We start from the raw sequence: 19,696 nt of genomic DNA on the forward strand, positions 1-19,696 counted from the left end.
TACCCAAATAGTCCACCCTGAGACTATCAAGTTTTTCGAAGAAGACGGCATTCACTTCCACTTTATTTTTAATCCGATCATCCTTCTCCGTCCCACATGCGAAGGTCAACAAAGAAAATAATAACAGTCCCCTATAGGATACTTTAATATCACTTTCTAAGGTGAATAATAATTGCTTTAAAAACCATTTCATCATAAAAATATTTAAATTAGAGATTAGGTACACTTATAGAATTGTTATATTACTAAATTTATAACAATGTAACTAAATATAAAAGTTATATTGTAAATATTTTTAATATTAATAAACTATTAATTTATAATGATGATTAAATAGTGATTAGTCGCTATAAAAAACGTAAATGGATTACCTGGTTCCTATATTTCGGAATGTTATAGATGAACTGCTTCTCATTATCGAAATCGGTATTCCTGCACCAGTGCAGGATATTGATTTTTGGAAACTCTATATCTTGCTTCCGTATGCTTACAGGTTTTTTATTGCAGTGGTGGCATTAGAGGTGAAAGGGGAGGTACATCTTCAAAATACCTTAAAAATATGTCACTGCCTATACATATGTTAATCAAGTGGATGTAATAGTCGGTTATGCCTATTAAAAGTGAGGTGAGCTACATCCTGAACAGCCATTTACTACTATATAGTCCTGTCACACCTAAGAACAAAAAGGAATAAATTGATACTATCACATTGCCTTAAAACCCAACCTATAATCCAGTGAACTGCTCCAATGAAAAATCGATAGACCTGTTCATAAGGTACTGTGAGCCTGCCTTTCGTAAGGGAGTAGACGCGCCGTAAGCTTTTGGCTTACAGGCGTCTACTTGATTTACTGCCACCGCCTTTTGTTACGGTTTTATATTTAACGACTGTATAAAACCGGATTTTAATACAAAATGATAAGACAGAACAACTGGACTTCCCGGAAAATTACCTGAAACTTCCGCTTTTAGAATTCCTTCTGGTGCTGAATATCCCAATGGTTTCATAACTGTTTGGTATTCTTCATTGGCTTTATTAATCCATTGTTGAATTTCGGCTTTTCCTTTGTATGTTTTTCCCTCATCGAAAACTACGGCTGTTTCGGTAAAACAATTGGCATACGCAGTGCTGTCAAAATTGTTTTGTGCTTTTACTAAATCTGTTATTGCGTTTGGTAAGTTCATGATGTTATTTTTAAGATTATTAAATAGTGGGTATGGTTCCCCCATCCATTACATATTCGGTTCCTGTTAAATAATTGGCTCTCGGTGAAACTAAAAAGCCAACAAATTCTGCTATTTCTTCTGGCTGAGCAGGTCTTCCTATTGGAATTCCACCCAAAGAATCCATTACACTTTTAGTAGCCTGCTCCAGGGTGATGTTTGTACTTTCTGCAATTCGCTCCATCATTTCTTTTGACGAAGGAGTATTTATCCATCCTGGCGAAACTGTCAAAACCCGGATACCTTTTGGTGAAACTTCGTTAGATAAGGCTTTGCTGTAATTGACCAATCCTGCTTTTGCTGCTGCATAAGGCATAGTGGAATTATATAAAGGCAATTTGCCCTGAATAGAAGCGATGTGAATGATTACCCCACTTCCCTGTTTTATCATTACTGGTAAAAAACTTCTATCTAACCGAACCGGCGCAAGCAGATTGGTTTGGATAGCCATTTCCCAGTCTTCATCACCTAAAACAGCAAAACCTCCACCTTTTGATTCCGAGCCTCCAAGATTGTTGATTAGAATGTCCACCTTTTTATAAGTTTGCATAACTTCATCAAAAACTTTTTGTGTTCCTGAAGCTTTGCTTAAATCAGCCGAAATGAAATGAAGTTTTTCATGCTCTTTTTCAGCCGGGTTTCTTGCCGTAATAATAACTGTTGCACCTGCATTTAATAGCCGTTCGGCAATAGCTTTTCCTGTTCCCTTTGTGCCACCAGTTACCACTATTATTTTGTCCGTTAATTCCTTATTGATATGATAATCATGTTCCATTTTCTACGTTTGTTAGTCAAATCAACAAAACAAAATTGAGGAGTATTATCAGTTTATACAATAAGGGAAAACCGAATTGCATAGGGATAAATTTTTCCCTATTGCATCATTTGGTGCATAGAATTAAATTTGTTTTATGAAAGTTAGAAAAATTCCGTTGAACTTAAATTGTGGTCTTGACCTGATTGGCGAGGTGCTTTATGGTAAATGGAAAATCCGTTTGCTGTGGTTTATACACGAAGGCCACAAACGCCCCAGTGAACTGCATCGTAAAATTCCTGATGCTTCGAGAAGGGTTTTGAATATGCAGTTGAAAGAATTGGAAGAACACGGATTAATTTCGAAAATAATTTATCCGGTTGTTCCTCCAAAAGTTGAATATTCACTAACAGATTTTGGGAAAAGCTTAGTACCGGTTATTTCTGCACTGGGCAATTGGGGAGATGAAAATCAAGACCGGTTGCGATACGTGATCATGCAGGCATCAGAAAGTTGGCCTGCCAAATAAATTCCTATTGTCTGATTACTGCGAATCAATATATCCGCTAGTAGAGCATCTAATTGAATGGGGGCAAAATCATCGGGAAATAATAAAGCAATTAGATAAAGTAATCGAAAACGTGGATCGTAATAATGCTTGCATGATCAATTCATCATTTTTTAGAGGGCATCGGTAGCATGGCACCCAATTTTTAAGGGTAGATGTTTTGTATATTAACCAGTTTATAGGCCTAATCTAATAGATGTTCAAGGAAACCACAAATGCGCGAAGTGCCCCGTAACTGATGATGGCCAGCATCAGCAAGTTCACGAGCCTTAATGGAAGAGACTTCAGATTGCATTTATTTGCCAATGATCTTTTTTCGATGGTGAAACCCCCAATCAGTCATGTTGTCTATAATTGTTCGTAATGTTTTTCCATGTTCGGTAAGCTGATAACGGACGGTTACCGGATGAGTATCTAAAATCGTTCGCTTTATCAATTGATTTATCTCAAGTTCTTTTAATTCCTTGCTCAACATTTTATTGGATATGCCACTCACATCATTCAGAATATCTGAAAATCGCCTTTTATTATAAAAGCAGATTGACGTAAGAATCGCTATTTTCCACTTTCCCTGCAACACGTCCATGGTGTCCTGAATGGCCATCATTTCCTTCTTGTGTTCGTCTTGTTTAATTTCTTTGCACTCCATGATAAGTTACTTTGTTACTCAAAGGTTACTGTTACTTTTTGTTACAAAGTTACAAAAATAAATAAGGCTGTGCTATGTTTGCATGTCAATTTATAAATGATTTAAACATGAAATTAGAAAACAAAAACATAGTGATCACTGGTGGAAGCACCGGTATAGGGTTCGCCACCGCAAAAGCCTTTATTGAAAAAGGGGCCAATGTATGGATCACCGGAAGGAGTGCTGATAATCTTCAAAAAGCTTCCGCTAAAATTAACAGTCCAAAACTTAAAACAGTAGTGTCTGATACTTCAAATTTAGCAGGAATTGAAGTGTTACGAAAAGCTGTAGAAGAAGATCAGATCAAAATAGATGTCCTTTTTTTAAATGCGGGAATAGCGGTATTCGCCTCGATTGAAGATGTGACTGAAGCCGATTTTGATGCTCAATTCAACACCAATGTAAAAGGTAGTTTTTTCACTTTGCAAAAATTGCTGCCCAGCATTAAGCATGGAGGATCTGTAATATTTACATCGTCCACGGTTGCCACAGCCGCCCAATTAGGTTCAAGTGGTTATGCTGCTACAAAAGGGGCAATTAACAAAATTGCCCAAGTTGCATCCAACGAGTTGGCAGCAAAAAAAATCAGGGTTAATGTCGTTAGTCCCGGCCCTACTCAAACGGAAGGTTTTGACAGCGTGATTCCTCATTTAGAAGCAAAAGAATATTTGGCATCTGTAACAGCTTTAAAAAGAATAGGAAATCCTGACGAAGTGGCAAAGGCAGTGTTGTTCCTTGCCTCGGATGAGGCAAGTTTTATTTTGGGAACAGAACTATTGGTGGACGGTGGATATACTACGTACGCCCGCAAATAGATTGCTCAATCTGTACAGGCAAAATGCATGCATTTTGCCTGTACATTTAAATTTCAGCAGATAAACCATAAGAGGTAAAAAACCTCTCCCGGGCTTAGCCTTTTGATATATGGGATTATAGAAAAATAACAGGTGTCGATAAAAAAATAAATCCATTTAGTGGGGCACATCACTTGCTAAGAAAATTAAACAATACGGCTATTTTAATTACGATTTGAAGGAAGCACTGCACCTTTCAGACAGAGAAGAAAATTTGCTCATAGGGATATTTTCAACATATCTGGATAAAGCTTCTCCTACTATTTAATACAACTATACCGATTGATACATTTTTTATGAAACACCTACGTAGTGATGTATTATCATGCTATCACCGTGGGATCATAACGAGTACTTCTTATTTCTGATTTTTTCTTATACGCTATGAACCTTTGATTTTACGGTGCTCAGGTTTATGTGGAGCTGTTTGGCATAACCTGTATGTTCCAATAGGTCTATTTCTACAGCTTTCAGCAATTCCCTATCTTGATCAGGTAAAAGTTGCCACAAATCCATGATACAGCTGATGATTTCCTCATTGTCGTGATGGATATCTTCTCCATGCGTTTCAAAGTCGGTTAGTTTTCCCGGCACCTACATTTATTTTTCGTTTGTAATCGTCGATCAGTGTAGCATACCATCATCTATCACCTCTTTGTCAGAAGATAGTTTGCTTATGTAATGCTGTATTTATAAAAGCCATATCGTGTAAATTGGTCACTGTATTAGAGGGTATTTGGGTTTAAGTGTTCTTCTATAAGCAACTTAAACCCATTATATTACTTTATAAGGAATAAATACTTATGCCAATTCGCAACTATTGCCCAAATATTGATTCCAAATAAAACCAATGAGATTCCAATAGTTTCTACATCATGCACGGCATGGTGGATAACAATGCCTACCATAACCGGAAGAATAACAATGGCCCCCAACGCCCTAGTTTTAGGGATGGCAATTAATATTCCCGCTATAATTTCAACCATGGCCACCAAGGGAAAAATCCATTTGATCACCATAAAACCACCCATTACCTGCATCATTTCTTCGGACATTTCAGGCATAGGCATGAAGTTGAAGAATTTATTTAAACCTGAGTTCAGCATCATTATACCAAACAGTACACATACCACAGTTAAAATCTTGTTTTTCATATTTTTTTGATTTTTGTTATTTAATGATGCAAACTTAGCTATATTTGATTACTATTTATAATCAGATACCTAAAGGTAATCAGTTACTTTGAGGTAATCACTTCATAAATGAGATGAAATCGACCATGACTGTATTATCACACACTGGGATGCTTATCGTGGCGAGATGCCAGCTGACCGTTAAAAATAAAATTATAAACAGATGAAAAAATTGGAACATCATGAGTGTACGTCCGCTTTGTTACCTGTAAGGGATACACTGGATATTATAGGGGGTAAATGGAAAATCTTAATCCTGATTTCAATATGGGAAGGCAACAAACACTTCAGAGAAATCGAGAGAAGTATTCCCAAGCTTAGCACCAAAGTACTTTCCAGTGAATTGAAAGATATGGAAGCAAATCAATTGATTACACGCACTGTCATCAACGGTTTTCCGGTAAGGACTGAATATAAGTCAACAGCATACTCTGAGACTTTAAAAAGTGTCATAGCCGAACTGCATCATTGGGGAGTGAATCACCGGAAGAAAATTTTGGGCCAATAGTGGTATCTGATACCGATAATGTGGACCAATGTGCCGTGAATTTGAAAAAATCAGCGGTATTTGTTGATATGCTTGTATGCGTAAGACAAATTGATTTACGTGGACAAACGCTTAACTATTCTATGTCTTCTATCAAAGACGCTGCTTCCGAATGATTGAAAAATAAACCGGTCCAGGTACCATCCAGATCTAAAGTCTCCCCCGTGGTAGTTTCCTTAAAGGTAGCCAGAAAAGTAGCTTTATTTTCCCTGAGGTAAATGGTGTAATGGGTAGTTAACATGGTTTTTTTAGTTAGGGCGAATGATTTCTTGATATAGCTAGAAAATGGGAAAAATGATTCTTCCTGTCTCAAAGGTGCTTTAATCCCACCGCTGAGATACCCATATTTTTCAGACAGTAAACTTAATTCCTTTGGGATAGAAACCTGAATTTCCGGATAATTAAGTTTAGCATAAGTTAGAGAGTCATTAAATGTAAATCGGGAACTACCCTCCAGATGTTTAAGCGGCTCTATAATCACCTCTACAATTGTATCCGAATCGTTCCGAAAATGATACTCAGGAAGTTTTTTTTCCACGATAATTTGTCCGTCCCCAGAACTTAATTTCCATTGTAGTGCAATTAATTCATAAGACCTTAATCTTTCGTCATCTACTGCAGTGATAGCTTCATCATTGCATGAAACAAAACCCATAGGACCACATATCACCATCAGTATCATAATTAAACTACGGCTTTTGATAGGATTTGCTTTCATGGTTATCTGCGTTTTACTTGAAGATTACTAAAATTGTTTCATGCAATATACTTAAATATGAAGTAAATATTAAAAAGGTAAACCATGATGATACCCTGAACGTTATGTTCAGGACTTATAAGTCTGACTATAATTTCTCAAGTCTTGTGTTTCAAATCTCCAAACCTACTCACTCCTCAAGCTGTCCACAGGATTCATCAGCGCTGATTTAATGGATTGGAAGCTTACCGTAAGTAAGGCAATGAGCATCGTAATGGCACCTGTGGCCACAAATATCCACCATTCAATACCCACCCTATATTGATAATTCTGAAGCCACTGGTCCATAGCATACCAGGCCACCGGTACAGACAGCAGAAATGCGATTCCGACCAGCTTTAAGAAATCCTTGGATAGGAGTAAGGATATACTTCCCACGCTTGCCCCCAGGACTTTACGCACACCGATTTCTTTGATACGGTTTGCTGCCATATAGGTGGAAAGTCCAAATAATCCCAAACAGGAAATTACAATGGTGAGGATAGTGAAAAGCACGGATAAATATGCTGTACGCCTGGTGTCATTGAATTTTTTGGCATATTCCTCATCTACAAAGCGGTATTCAAAAGGAAAATTAGGGTTGAATTCTTCAAAAACTTGCTGAATTGAAGCAATATTTTCTGATATCGGCTGATCTGGATTGAGGCGCATATGTACCACATTAAACCAGGATGACGGCCCCAATACCATCAACGGATTGACAGGGTCATAAGGAGATTCAAAAATAAAATCCCTGATGATCCCTACGACGGTATAGTTATCTTCATCGTAAGAAATAAGTTGGCCGACCGGATTTTCCAACCGCATTTTCCTGACAGCAGTTTCGTTCAATAAAATGGCTGCTGAATCACTTGGATAAAGATCGATGTCTATATCCCGACCTTCTACCAATTCCGTTTTCATTACTTTCATGAAGTCGGTGTCGGAACTGAACCTTATGAAATCAAGGGTCTCGTCTTCAGGAGTACTGCCTTCCCAGGAATACCCCCAGCCATCACTGTCGCGTTGTGTGATCGGGCTCATGGACTTGGTCATAGCCTGCACAGCCCCGCTGTTCAGTAGTGTTTGCTTGATGGCACCATAATGCTTTTCAATATCCCCTTGCATCATGACATAAATTAGGTTGTCCCTATCATAACCCAGATCCCTTTTCTGAGCATGTCTGATCTGACGCTGTATAATGACAGTGGATACGATCAGCACAATGGCAAAGCTGAACTGCAACACCACTAAAATTTTTCGTGGGGTAACAGCAGATACAGGGGATCGGAAAGTGCCTTTCAATACTTTTGCAGGACTGAATGATGATAGAAAGAAGGCAGGGTAACTTCCTGCCAACAGCCCTGTCAGTAGGATAAACCCAATCAGTTGAACCCAAAACATTAAATCGCTATAAGGAATAAAAAGCTGCTTATCGACCAGTGTATTGAAAGAGGGAAGAGAAATCTGGACAATTAAAAGGGCAAAGAATCCTGCAATGAAGGCAATGAGGGTACTTTCTCCGATAAACTGGAAAATAAGTGAAGTCTTTCTGGCGCCAACTACCTTTCTCAAACCTACTTCTTTTGCCCTTTTTTCACTTCGGGCTGTGCTGAGATTCATAAAGTTGATACAGGCAATCACCAGAATAATCACTGCAATAAATGCGAACAGGCGTACGGTTACTATCCTGCCGCCTACCAGCTGTCCGTTTTCGCTTTTCCCATATAAATACATTTGGGAAAGCGGATAGGCGAAAACCTCTGTAGATTCTCTATCTGAATGCGCTTTGGTGATACCCGCTATTTTTTCATTGAAGGACTCCAGAGAAGCATTTTCTGCCAGTAGGACATAGGTCTCTACCGAGTTGTTTCCCCAATATTCATCATCCCAGCCGAGTTTCTTCATATAGGCCCAGGAGAGATAGAAGTCAGATCTGAACCGGGTATTGTTAGGTAGGTTTTCCAGTACTGCTGTCACGGTGAATATATCAGCACTGTCTATTTTGACCGTCTGTCCCACGGCGTCCCCGCTACCAAAAAGTTTCTTCGCAAATTCTTCGGTCACTACCATATTATAGGGATCATCCAATGCAGTAGTGCTGTTGCCTTGAAGCATTTTGAAATCAAAAACATCAAAAAATTCCGGATCTGTAAAAATCCCTGATTCGTTCATTTTTTTATCGCCGACTGTGAAAAGGAAATCAGCATCACTGACTCTTACAGCCTGCTCTATTTCAGGGTAATCCTTTTTAAGGGTAGGAGCCAAAATTTTCGGTGTGGTGCCCCAAGCCCAGAGCTCACCGCTGAAAGTACCTCTGTTATAAATTTTGTAAATGCGGTCGGATTTAGGATGTTCGCGATCCATACTTACTTCATGCTGCACCCACATCAGGATCAGAATCGCAGATGCCATCCCTATGCCCAAACCTCCAATGTTGATCAGGGCATATCCTTTATTTCTTGTAATGTTTCTCCAGGCGATTTTAAAATAGTTTTTGAGCATTTTATTAAATTAAGGTAATGGAGATTTTGGTGAATGGAAGTAGTCGGTGAAATATTTCAATAGTTAAAAGTTTTCAATGCTGACCCGTTGGTTTTTACTGTGGTTGTAAGTCTTTATTTTTATTTATCCTTATGGCATAATGACTATAACCAGTTCCATGCCATATGAAAATATGCCTAAAGATGTAAAAATGCCTATTTTAGAACGGAATTAATTAAGTTTTCCGAACACATCTGTCCGTAGATGGACGAAATCGGATGGGGGCAGCGGAGGTGACGGTTTCTCCCCATACCGTCCTTTCGACCAATCCTATTTTTTAAATAACACTAGTCAAAGGTAACTTTCGAGGGTGTGTAATGGGGGAGTAGGAGCGATTTTTTTCGAGGAAAGTAGAAAATGTTTCTATACATCCTTGTTGCTATAAACAAAGCCCCCGATTCTTCGGAGGCTTAGCAATTACCGGATGATAAGCAAATTTATAATTTTAAGCATATGGCCTGTGGCGGTTGTGGCAGTCTAGAAAGCCCCTTCCTTACTTCTTTCAATCCAATGCCAGAACAGTAATTAAAGGTTCTTGTAATTTTATAATAGTAATGATGTACTATCTGATTAAATGGTAACTTCTACACTTCATCGTATTGTTTTTATAATGAAAACTGAACCTACACATAAACCTAAAAATTCCATAAACCCGACCATGTAATAATCAAACCAACCTGTTTGAAACGCAATGCCTTGGATCATTCCAATTAGAATCAATGGAACCAGCCATTTTTTTTCCTTTCTTATAATTATATCTATTATAATACCAATATAAACCGCTACAGAAGCGAAATAGTTATGTAAAATAATATATTCTGTAAAATAGGAGCTAAATGTCGCTAAGGATATAAAACCTATCCCTACAAACCACCTATTATATAAAAGCCAACAACCTAAAACTAATAAAAGGAAAGTATAGAAATAAACTCTACTAGTATCCATTCCCATTATTGAGGAATAAGAAGTTTTATTATTCAAATTTAAATCTATAAATCCTGTGATAATAAACGCAAACAATAAAAAACCTAATACCAATTTATTTATTGAATAGTTTTTCGAAATGATATTGTGCCCCATTACTACCGTATTATATTATTTCCTTTTATTTATTATTCAGTCTTACTGCCTGTGCTTCTTCATCTCGTTCTTATACCAACTATTTGCTTTTTATAAAATAGTTCACCTATGTTTTGGATGTCGAATGATATTCCTTTCCCCGAATTCCCACGAAATGCTACTACGACTTCGTCATCCGGATAAATTGACAGGTAACCGGTACCTTCCTGTAAGATTCCGGGAATGATGACATACCTGATGCCCATTTCTATCTTCTACGATATTCCAGCTAACCCATATTTTGTCGGATTATTATCTAACTTTAGAAGTTAATTGTTATTTAAGACATTACCTCGATTGTGCATCATTTTTTATTACTCCTTTGATAACTTTTATTTTTTATGCAGTTGTTTTAGGGAGGAAAAGGCCCTGGAACTTATCCAAAGGCTATATCCTGTAGAACTAAAGGCAAAAGATGTAAACCTATATCTGGAAGCTATAATAAACACAGACTGGACGAACCGCTTCCCGTAATCAACCAGATGTCAGAATGGATAAAGCAACAGCTTCATGATCCCGAAGTTCTGCCCAAGAGATTAATAGGCATGGCTCTGGGATACCGTGCCGGAAGGTGGGACGAACTGTTCAGCTATCTTTATGACGGGAGGCTAAAAATTGACAACAGCATAGTTTATCCAAAATTTTAAATTATCCCAACTTCCTGTCTAATGTATTTATGATCAATTAATTATTGGTGAAAATTTTAGGTAACTACATAATGTGGATTTACATACTTTAATCTCCGATACAAATACTTTTGATACCTGAAAACTATTCAACTTTGGACCAATAAAAAAAAACGTTTTATGACTACACAAAAAGTTTGGTTTATAACAGGAGCTTCCAAAGGAATGGGGCTCGAATTGACTAAAGCCGTTTTGAACAAGGGTGATAAAGTAATCGCTACTTCCAGAAGCACGGACAGCCTTTTAAGTAATTTAGGAGAAAACAACAAGAATCTACTGCCTTTAGAATTGGATATTACCAATGAACAAGTGGTGATGCATGTCATTTCTAAAAGTATTGAAGAATTTGGCCGGATAGATGTGGTTGTCAATAATGCAGGTTATAATCTGTTGGGAAATGTTGAGGAGCTGAGCGATTCTGAATTCCGTCAATCAATGGATGTGAATCTGTTTGGGATGGCTAACGTTATAAGGCATATATTGCCATATCTTCGCCAACAAAAATCCGGGTACATCATTAACACATCATCGATGATGGGTTATATGAGTTATCCGGGAAATGGGAGCTATAGTGCATCCAAATTTGCCGTCATCGGATTATCTGAGGCCCTTGCACAGGAAGTGTCTCCTTTTGGCATAAACGTTACCATTCTTGCCCCAGGAACATTCCGCACAAGTTTTATGAGCGAGAGTAGCCTAGCTGTGGCAAAAAATAAAATTGATGCCTATAACCTGAATGATCAGATAGAAACTTTCAGGAGCTTTGACGGTAAGCAATTGGGAGATCCGAAAAAATTGGCTCAGGTGTTAATTCAACTTTCTCAATTGACAAGCCCGCCATTACATCTTCCGTTAGGTTCCGACAGTTACAATGCCATAATGGAAAATCGTAATCGTGAACAGGAAGAATTACAAAAATGGGCGGCGTTATCATTATCTACTGATTTTATTTAAATTTTCGCATGAAAAAAGCTCCTCCATATAAGATTACGTCTATTTCCGAACTGCATCGTTTGTTTGGGATGAAAAAGCCCGATCATCCGCTGATAAGTGTAATCGATTTTGAAATGTTAAAGTTTGGAGATAGCGAAATTTGGAAAAGCTTTTATTATGATTTCTATTGCGTTGCCTGTAAAAAAGGTTCTTCAGGGAAGTTTAAATACGGGCAGCGTAATTATGATTTCGATGAAGGTATGATGAGTTTCACAAAACCGGGACAGATTTTTTCAGTTACAAACGTCAGAGATGAACCTGTATCGGGTTTTATGATGGTCTTTAAACCGGAGTTGATCCGTAATTATGGATTGGGTAAGGAAATTAGAAATTACAGCTTTTTTTCTTATTCCACTGCTGAGGCCCTGCATCTTTCAGAAAAAGAGGATGAAGTAATTACAGCCCTTTTTCAGCAAATACAGCATGAGATAAAAAATAATATCGACCAATTCAGTCAGGATCTTATTGTGTCGCATATAGAGCTGCTCCTTACCTATGCCAAGCGTTTTCACAACAGGCAATTGCTCACACGAAATTCCGAAAGCAATGATTTGCTGGCTAAATTGGAGCAATTACTTACTGATTATCTAAACAATAAAGCAGCCCTTGTTGGAATGCCGACTGTTCAATACCTATCAAATGAACTCAATATGTCTCCCGGCTACTTGAGTGAAATGCTGCGAAACCTGACGGGCCAAAACGCTCAGACATACATACAGGGCTTTGTCATTGACAGGGCCAAAGAGTTACTTTCCACCACAAATTTGAGTGTTAAAGAAATAGCTTATTACCTGGGCTTTAGCTATCCCCAGTCATTCAGTACCATGTTCAAAAAGAACACCAAAAAAACGGCATTACAATACAGAACATCCTTTGATTGAATTACACCTGATTTTCACTTACGGTAATTGTATTGGTTTGGAACCACAATCCAAACACCCACCTTCCCCATGTATTTGATATTTTTCATCAATAAATCACTTTTGACTACAAAAAGCTTCGTTTTGGCTAATCCACTTTTTTGAAACTGTTGCAATTTTGCTTAAACAAAAGTAAGGCAGTTTCAAAAATTTTTTTTAACTAATTCATGTGTTTTTTTTTAAAATACATATATTTCAAATAGAAAGATAAGAATTCCGGAAAACTTGTTTTTTTATGATCACTCTTCACTTTATGTATTTGGAGAATTTTAACTATAACTAATTAAAAATGGAAAAGATCAAAACATTAATTTTAGGCATCGCCATAAGCTGATTTGCCATTGCAGTGTTTCTTTTATTGGTTCGTCCGAAGCAGAAGCAAAGATAAGTGCGGAATACTGCGAGTGGGACGGAGAGGGATGAAAGGAGCCTACAAAGACAAATTATTATGGTTGTGAAGGGCTGGGTGGCTGATAGCAGCTAATTCAATATGGTAAAACGAGGCTTTCTCTCCTAGCGCGTGGGGCAGTCTCATTTAATGCATCATGTATGTTTATGAAAAAACTTTCTTATCTGTTTATCGCATTTGTTTTCTGGAATTGTTCTACTGAAATTAAAAAAATTGAAATAGAAACTGTAGGTAGTCTGGAAATCCCATTAGCACAGACGATCAGCCCCAGCCGAATGAGGTTTCAGTACTTCGAATCCGATACAGGAGAATATTTGGCCTTTATGAACAAGGTTTCTTCCAGCATTGAAATCTATGACTTGAACTCCCGCAAATCCGTAAAAAGCATCCAATTACAAAGTGAGGGCCCAAATGGCGTAGGTGTACACAATGGTTTCCATATTTTATCCAAAGATTCATTACTTTTGGCATCTATTCCTCCAAAAGTGCTATTGCTTGATTTTGAAGGGAACAAATTAGGAACATTTCCTGTGGAAGACAAAGACAACAAAGTCAACTATCTCGCTTCGAACAACAAAATACCATTTTTGTTCTCCGGGAACGAGATTTTCGGAACTCAACCTTTTTTCGATGATTTTTTTTACATGAAGGCTGAAAAAATCCCCAGCTATAAGCATATTTATAAATTCCAACTGTCATCGGCCACCCCAGAGGTGGAGTGGCTGCCTGTTTCCCATCCATCTGATATATGGAATGACGGGAAAAAAACAGAGGATTTTTCATGGACAGACCGCCAAGACTCTATCATTGTCTCTCCTTCAACCGATCATAGGCTATGGATTATATCCAAGAAGCAAGGAGAGTTGTTGGCCTATAAGAATGTCAAATCTGCTTTTGTCAACAAGTTTCAAATAATCAACAAATTACCGGAAGGAGAGAAAGGTATCATAGACAATTTAGCCAGCGATCAATATGGGATAATCCAATATGATCCTTATCGGGATGTTTTCTATCGCTTTTTTAGTCCGGGAGTTGACTGGGAAGATTATAATATCGGACATAGGGATTTGTTTAGTTACCGACCCAAAACAGGCATCACAGTTCTGGATAAAAACCTGGATGTAATTGGTGAATATGTTTTTGAGGATTTTTACATTGAGCCATCTAACTACTTTGTTGGAAAGAAAGGCTTATATATCTCGACCAACCACCCTCTTAGTGAAGGATTTGATGAAAATTTTATGAAGTATGACATCATTCAATTTGTTAAACCGGGCCATCAGAACTAAAGCCATTTAGTTTTGCCTTTTATTAACGGTTGTGGCCGGTGGATGTCTGCAGGTAGATTCAAGTATGGATCGCATTTCCGTTTTATTGGAAATCCCAGAACCGACCGATTACATTTTAGCCATCCATCCGTCCGGGGGATGATAATTATGCAGATTTTTATGGCATGAGATGATGATGATGGACAATAGGGGAGAGTGAGAAGATTCTTGTAAGGAGCTATATGATAGGCTAATTGCCAGAGTAAGCATTTATTTTGGCAATACCTTTGTTCTTGCGGCATACAGGTCATAACCTCCTTTGCCTCCCGGTTTGTTTGATGAAAATATTAACATAGTATCTTCTAATTCACCAAATTCAATAATAACCGGACGATATTCGTCATATGCCGAATTTATTTTTTCGCCCATATTTTGTGGCTGTGACCATTTGCCATTCAGATACTGTGAGAAATATAAATCAAATCCACCATAACCTCCCTCCCTATCTGATGCAAAAACCATTATATTTCCCAATACAAATGGACATTTGTCATTTTGGTCACTTGACAAAACAGCATTTTTTTTAATTTCATGTTCAAGATCAATTTTGTATGTTGGATTTATTTCGTCTTCCATGAATGCCGTTTCATATATATTAAAAATCTCCTTTTCTCTATTACTGCTGAATACAAGACTTTTATTGCCGTTAAAAATGGAAGGATAATAATCGTCATGCGCTGAGTTGATGGATGTAAAGGATTCTGGCGCATTTATTATTTCCTGACCATTGTATGTTCCAAAATCGGATTTCTTCGATGAAACATACTTTATATCAAAGTTTCCAGATTCGTTATTTGCGTAGAAAAAGTATTCATAATCTTTAGCTCCAAAAAAATGGAATGGTCCATATTCATCAAAATCTGTATTGATGGTTTTAAGAACTTTACTTGTATAATTATTTTTAATATTAGCATCATGAAAATAGGAGATGTTTAAAATATCATCTTTTCGATGATAGGTGATATTCAATCCTTTATAGATTATATCAAAATTTTTCCCGAAACTGTTTCTGTTTGTCGAAAAATAAATTCCGTGAAAAAATCCCGGATAAGGCAAATTGGAATTATAATCATCAAAATAAGAGTTGATGTTTACTAAATTGACAGGTGATTCAGTTACAATGGTTTCATATGTAAATTCATACTCATCTTTATTGAATATTTTAAAGCAGCCTGACAAGGATATAATGAGGGCTAATGAGATGCTTTTTATTGCTTTCATCTGTATATATGTTAATTTTTAAATGCCAGAAGGAATCTCGCAGGATATATAATCATCCCAGTGTGTGAGGTTTGCCTCATGCTCGGTTTCATATTTAAATTAGATATTGGTGTAAGGACGTTTTCATTGATTTAAGTTTTACTATCAATATTACGTTTCAATCAAAATTTAATACTGGTTTGATACAAGTAAACCGATGGAAATCACACTAATCACCAAATATATAATATTTAGTTGATTTTTGATCTGCTTCATTAGTTATTGTCTATTATTTATTCATTTTCTTGAGAATTTCTATTTATGAATTATATAGAAGTTCAAGATTTATCTGGTCCAATATATAGCAGGAACGTTAGCAGACGGAGATTTGCAAGATCAGAATTTACCCAAACTTCTCAGAAGCATTTTACAAATAATGGGGCAGGGGTTCGGCCAGCTGCCATTGGATGTTCATGCGGAGTAATCTTTCAATTGCGCGTCTCCAATGAAGACGTATCCGACGGTGTTGGCAAATTCATTTTTCTTCTGTTCCCGGACAAAGAGGAGGATGGTTTTTCTTTCTTCCAGGTGCTTGAGGTAACTTAGCCCCTTGTCTATATCTGTGCGTACTTTATTTTGAGAATGCCAGTGGAATAGCTGTTCTTTGATGACTTAATCTTAGTATCGTGGTAAGGGAGAAGATTTGGTAAGGTCTATAAAGAGAGCTCCACATTTAGGTAGTTGTTTTTTGCCACACCTTCCTTATTGGAGGTCTTGGTATCAAAGGTACTCCATCAAAATGCACCCATGACCTGGGCTCTCTTATAGGGGGAATGGATCTTCAAGGGCCCATTGCTGGTGTTATAGGAGACCTTTACTTCTGTATTTATCAAACCCACCAGCAGTTCCACCGCCTTCTGATCCGTGGCACCAACCTAGGTGGCAGTGATGACACGCAGCCTGCAGCCCTTATTGGTAAATTCTTATAGTGCTTTAGAAATAAGAATACTACCACTCCACTTGATAAAGGAAACCAGAAAGTCTATTTTATTGGAAGAAAGGAATTCCTTGCGCAGCTCCACATCCATTGAAGTTCTAAAGGGATGAGATGGATGGCGAAAATGCTATAGTCATGACAAGTAGTATTCAGCCACCGGGTATTTCAATAAACTTTTTTTCATTTCATAGGCGAAAATATCCATAACAAACTCTTGCAAATCTATATTCTTGCAATTCAATACATTAAACTCCTATGGTTATTAATCTGCATGTACCTGCTTTTTTGAATCTTCTATACAGGGACTGATTGTCTTGATGAAAAATATACCATCAAACATCTCCCCCCACTTTGAAAGTCGTGGCTGGTGGCCTAAAAAATTGGACCAAAACAAAACATCACCCATTCCATGACCGTCCCCCCCGTGTCTAAAATCAACAAATCCATACTGAGCGCCTTTTTTTTCGATCAGGAATTCAATGTGATTTGGACTAGGTTTCTGAATGACATTCTTCGGGCTATAAACCCAGCCTGTGATACCTTCAAATGAGGTAAAACCCAGAATATACAAATCATCCCCCAACAGATCGGAAGCAACCGTACCCATATTGGTTGTATCTAGAGAGCTCCCTCCCTTGTATATCTCTCCTAAGTTTTCAAAGCCACGAAAAATATGGTAATTGGCTCCCCAAAATATCACTTTCTTGTTGGTGAAACGGTATTTTAAAAGCCACATAAGATTGTTGCTCATTTGAATATCCCTGATGTTAGCTGAGTTACTTAAAGAATTCCTTATACCACTACGCAAATTTTTTAATTCCTGTTTAGCAAACAATGAATCCGGCAAATTGGCCTCTACTCGATCCAATACATTAAAATACCATTGATGGTCTTTATTTTTAAAAGCCGAGTCATACTCACTGCTCAACAGCTTCTCCAGATAATCTTCGAACAAAGCCAATGAATCAGGATTATTAACCAATTCACTTTCAGCCAAGTAAGGTAGGATAAATCTTGAAAGGTAAGCTTCAGAAACCGGCATAATATGCCTTGGATCAACTCCACTGACAATCATCCCGCCTTCCTTTTGAACATTTGCATCTAAATAGTTAAACAAATCTTCTATCTCAGGGCAATGTGACCATACTGGATAAATATTGTCTTGATATCCCGTGTACTTACCATTTTTAACAGTATCGTTTTCCAAAATATAATTAAGCGCAAAAAAATCACTTTCGAAAATGAGCACATCAAAATCAAGCTTCTGGTGTAAGTATTTAATAAGCTTGGTCTTGGCAAGGAAAGTTGAAGCATCACCATGGTCTTGTTCCCCGAGAAAAACGACACGGGAATCTCCAATAGCATCTGCAATTTCCGCATACCCAGTTGTATCTGGGTCAGATGGATCGATGCTGCTAATTTTAGAAAAATTGCTTGAAACGTAGGGCTCTATCCTAGAATCTATAGGAAAAAAGAAATCTGTGGCAGTGCCGTACGAAAACCATGCGGCTACAGCCAACAAAGCGACTATGATGCTATATTTAAACCATTTATTCATACTCGATTATAAAAAATTAGGTAAAATGAGTAAACGCTTCCTAGATTACTTTAACAAAGGCATTGACTTGCCAGAGAATAATCACCATTATCCAGGCAAGCATTGCAGCCGGAATTCACATATATGTTTGTGCAGTAGGTACAGTAATTTCTACAACCTCCGCCATTAGTACATCTGTAGGCAGTCTGCACAGGTGTACATCCATCGGTTCAACCTTCTATATAAGCTCCACCGTAGATTGGGCGCATTTCGCCTGAATCAGGTTTAGCAATGGTTCTTTTGCCCTGGCTCAATTTTGAACTTAAATTCAAATATTTTTTACTGTCATACAACTAAAATAAAAGTACCATAAAATTCTCTTAGATGCTTACATTAAGGAGGATTTTTTGAATTTTTAAATATAACCATCTGCTTTTTACCGAAAAATTCAAATATTACTGTTTTCAGATCCCATTCTAAACCTGCCAATCTTCCTGATCTGAAAATACATTTTTTTATTTTGATAAGAGCCCGATATTACCTATAATAAATAATACTAAAAACACCTATACATATGTTAATATAGACCTATAGTGCTTTAAAACGTACCTTTTGATGAATTTATATATTAAAAATCAAAGGATGTTTAATATAGTGCATTTTATAGTTCCTTTTTATTGAATTTTGGAAATCATGATTTAACACTTCGTTTCAGGGCCGTTTACAACAACTGGAAGGCAGTGATTAAATGTTCTGCAGCGACTTACCGGATATGGTATATCCCATCAGCTCCACCCCGTTTTCACGCCTCCCTTTTCTACCACCCTCTTCCAAAACCCAACAACCTCCGATTCATCATCAGTCCATTCTAGGTACTCATACTGGTGCCACTCGAGATCGAGGAACGGATCATAGGGAGATGCCTGTAGGTTGGGAATGCCCAGATTGGAGGGGACGAAAAACTCTTCCTGTATCAGGTGCTTTTTCAGGTAGAGGTCAAGCTTCTCCAAGGTGGAGTCTTCCGAGGGATGGACCACCACAGAACCGAACTGTTTATAATTGGCCGCGTCGCGGTAGAGGTAGTTGAAGCGGATGTTCATTTTTTGATTTTGTTTACATGAAAGGATCAAGAGGGTAAATTTAGCTTGTTGTTACCTACATTCCTTTTCTTTGACACCCATTGTCCGGATAAAGCCGCTAAACCTGCAGCCAAAATTTGATATCCACTTAAGGTCCAAAAAATTCATCCTCCTCCCAATTCATGGGGTTTTTGATAATATAATCGGAAATAAACATATATTCTTCCTCATTTCTAATGATACGGTCATGGTAATTTCTCTGCCAGGGATTGAAAATGTCGGTTTCTCTCCTAAACCATTTTGTAACCCCAATTTTGAAT

The 19,696-nt window shown here is 37.5% G+C and carries 21 protein-coding genes; 7 read left to right on the plus strand and 14 right to left on the minus strand.

Going from position 1 to position 19,696, the window contains the following annotated elements; translation table 11 throughout:
* From EL17_RS23975 to EL17_RS22095, 4 genes are all read right to left on the minus strand, one after another.
* Positions 1-196: hypothetical protein (locus tag EL17_RS23975; RefSeq protein ID WP_205623614.1), on the minus strand; the 196-nt coding region annotated here is incomplete at its 3' end.
* Between the two features lie 530 nt (positions 197-726).
* The gene (locus EL17_RS24235) at positions 727-858 is read right to left on the minus strand and encodes a hypothetical protein (protein ID WP_262482698.1); all 132 of its coding nucleotides are present in this window, start codon (positions 856-858) and stop codon (positions 727-729) included.
* 9 nt (positions 859-867) lie between these two features.
* On the minus strand, positions 868-1,185 hold the full coding sequence (locus tag EL17_RS22090) for a hypothetical protein (protein WP_035079934.1): 318 nt from the start codon (positions 1,183-1,185) through the stop codon (positions 868-870).
* Between the two features lie 19 nt (positions 1,186-1,204).
* Complete coding sequence (locus EL17_RS22095; RefSeq protein WP_035079884.1) at positions 1,205-1,999, minus strand: SDR family oxidoreductase; 795 nt, start codon at positions 1,997-1,999, stop codon at positions 1,205-1,207.
* Positions 2,000-2,135: 136 nt separating this feature from the next.
* On the opposite strand from EL17_RS22095, the gene EL17_RS22100 reads away from it, so the two are divergent.
* Positions 2,136-2,507, plus strand: a complete 372-nt coding sequence (locus tag EL17_RS22100) for a winged helix-turn-helix transcriptional regulator (RefSeq protein ID WP_035079886.1) — start codon at positions 2,136-2,138, stop codon at positions 2,505-2,507.
* Between the two features lie 334 nt (positions 2,508-2,841).
* On the opposite strand, the gene EL17_RS22105 is transcribed toward EL17_RS22100, so the two are convergent.
* Positions 2,842-3,195 carry a winged helix-turn-helix transcriptional regulator gene (locus EL17_RS22105; RefSeq protein ID WP_035079889.1) on the minus strand — a complete coding sequence of 118 codons (354 nt, stop codon included), beginning with the start codon at positions 3,193-3,195 and terminating at the stop codon, positions 2,842-2,844.
* 107 nt (positions 3,196-3,302) lie between these two features.
* Between EL17_RS22105 and EL17_RS22110 the strand changes: the two genes are divergently transcribed.
* The gene (locus tag EL17_RS22110) at positions 3,303-4,049 is read left to right on the plus strand and encodes an SDR family NAD(P)-dependent oxidoreductase (protein ID WP_035079892.1); all 747 of its coding nucleotides are present in this window, start codon (positions 3,303-3,305) and stop codon (positions 4,047-4,049) included.
* A 414-nt stretch (positions 4,050-4,463) separates the two neighbouring features.
* Here EL17_RS22110 and EL17_RS22115 read toward each other — a convergent pair whose 3' ends face one another.
* Together EL17_RS22115 and EL17_RS22120 are read right to left on the minus strand one after the other, a co-directional pair.
* On the minus strand, positions 4,464-4,682 hold the full coding sequence (locus EL17_RS22115; RefSeq protein WP_035079895.1) for a hypothetical protein: 219 nt from the start codon (positions 4,680-4,682) through the stop codon (positions 4,464-4,466).
* Positions 4,683-4,867: 185 nt separating this feature from the next.
* Positions 4,868-5,242, minus strand: a complete 375-nt coding sequence (locus EL17_RS22120; protein WP_035079898.1) for a DoxX family membrane protein — start codon at positions 5,240-5,242, stop codon at positions 4,868-4,870.
* A 202-nt stretch (positions 5,243-5,444) separates the two neighbouring features.
* On the opposite strand from EL17_RS22120, the gene EL17_RS22125 reads away from it, so the two are divergent.
* A complete protein-coding gene (locus EL17_RS22125; protein WP_035079901.1) occupies positions 5,445-5,789 on the plus strand; it encodes a winged helix-turn-helix transcriptional regulator in 345 nt (114 codons plus the stop codon).
* 115 nt (positions 5,790-5,904) lie between these two features.
* Here the strand turns inward: EL17_RS22125 and EL17_RS22130 are convergent, their stop codons facing one another.
* The 3 genes from EL17_RS22130 to EL17_RS22140 form a co-directional block, all read right to left on the minus strand.
* The gene (locus EL17_RS22130) at positions 5,905-6,546 is read right to left on the minus strand and encodes a hypothetical protein (RefSeq protein ID WP_035079905.1); all 642 of its coding nucleotides are present in this window, start codon (positions 6,544-6,546) and stop codon (positions 5,905-5,907) included.
* Positions 6,547-6,711: 165 nt separating this feature from the next.
* The gene (locus EL17_RS22135; protein WP_035079908.1) at positions 6,712-9,069 is read right to left on the minus strand and encodes an ABC transporter permease; all 2,358 of its coding nucleotides are present in this window, start codon (positions 9,067-9,069) and stop codon (positions 6,712-6,714) included.
* Positions 9,070-9,699: 630 nt separating this feature from the next.
* Positions 9,700-10,188 carry a hypothetical protein gene (locus tag EL17_RS22140; RefSeq protein ID WP_164675228.1) on the minus strand — a complete coding sequence of 163 codons (489 nt, stop codon included), beginning with the start codon at positions 10,186-10,188 and terminating at the stop codon, positions 9,700-9,702.
* Between the two features lie 521 nt (positions 10,189-10,709).
* Here EL17_RS22140 and EL17_RS23325 point away from each other — a divergent pair.
* From EL17_RS23325 to EL17_RS22945, 4 genes are all read left to right on the plus strand, one after another.
* Positions 10,710-10,874 (plus strand): IS66 family transposase, encoded by a 165-nt coding sequence (locus tag EL17_RS23325; protein ID WP_084166326.1) that lies wholly within the window; start codon positions 10,710-10,712, stop codon positions 10,872-10,874.
* A gap of 159 nt (positions 10,875-11,033) precedes the next feature.
* On the plus strand, positions 11,034-11,867 hold the full coding sequence (locus EL17_RS22150) for an SDR family NAD(P)-dependent oxidoreductase (protein ID WP_035079917.1): 834 nt from the start codon (positions 11,034-11,036) through the stop codon (positions 11,865-11,867).
* A gap of 8 nt (positions 11,868-11,875) precedes the next feature.
* Positions 11,876-12,787 (plus strand): helix-turn-helix domain-containing protein, encoded by a 912-nt coding sequence (locus EL17_RS22155; protein WP_035079920.1) that lies wholly within the window; start codon positions 11,876-11,878, stop codon positions 12,785-12,787.
* A 594-nt stretch (positions 12,788-13,381) separates the two neighbouring features.
* The gene (locus EL17_RS22945; RefSeq protein WP_051720359.1) at positions 13,382-14,524 is read left to right on the plus strand and encodes a DUF4221 family protein; all 1,143 of its coding nucleotides are present in this window, start codon (positions 13,382-13,384) and stop codon (positions 14,522-14,524) included.
* 249 nt (positions 14,525-14,773) lie between these two features.
* Here EL17_RS22945 and EL17_RS22165 read toward each other — a convergent pair whose 3' ends face one another.
* From EL17_RS22165 to EL17_RS22180, 4 genes are all read right to left on the minus strand, one after another.
* Positions 14,774-15,784, minus strand: coding sequence for a PD40 domain-containing protein (locus tag EL17_RS22165; protein ID WP_035079923.1), 1,011 nt, complete (start codon positions 15,782-15,784; stop codon positions 14,774-14,776).
* Positions 15,785-16,234: 450 nt separating this feature from the next.
* Complete coding sequence (locus tag EL17_RS24450) at positions 16,235-16,432, minus strand: DUF3427 domain-containing protein (RefSeq protein WP_084166328.1); 198 nt, start codon at positions 16,430-16,432, stop codon at positions 16,235-16,237.
* 590 nt (positions 16,433-17,022) lie between these two features.
* Positions 17,023-18,318, minus strand: a complete 1,296-nt coding sequence (locus tag EL17_RS22175) for an erythromycin esterase family protein (protein ID WP_035079929.1) — start codon at positions 18,316-18,318, stop codon at positions 17,023-17,025.
* A gap of 764 nt (positions 18,319-19,082) precedes the next feature.
* Positions 19,083-19,397 carry a hypothetical protein gene (locus EL17_RS22180; RefSeq protein WP_035079932.1) on the minus strand — a complete coding sequence of 105 codons (315 nt, stop codon included), beginning with the start codon at positions 19,395-19,397 and terminating at the stop codon, positions 19,083-19,085.
* Between the last annotated feature and the right edge of the window lie 299 nt (positions 19,398-19,696).

This window comes from Anditalea andensis, assembly GCF_000714815.1.
GTDB lineage: Bacteria > Bacteroidota > Bacteroidia > Cytophagales > Cyclobacteriaceae > Anditalea > Anditalea andensis.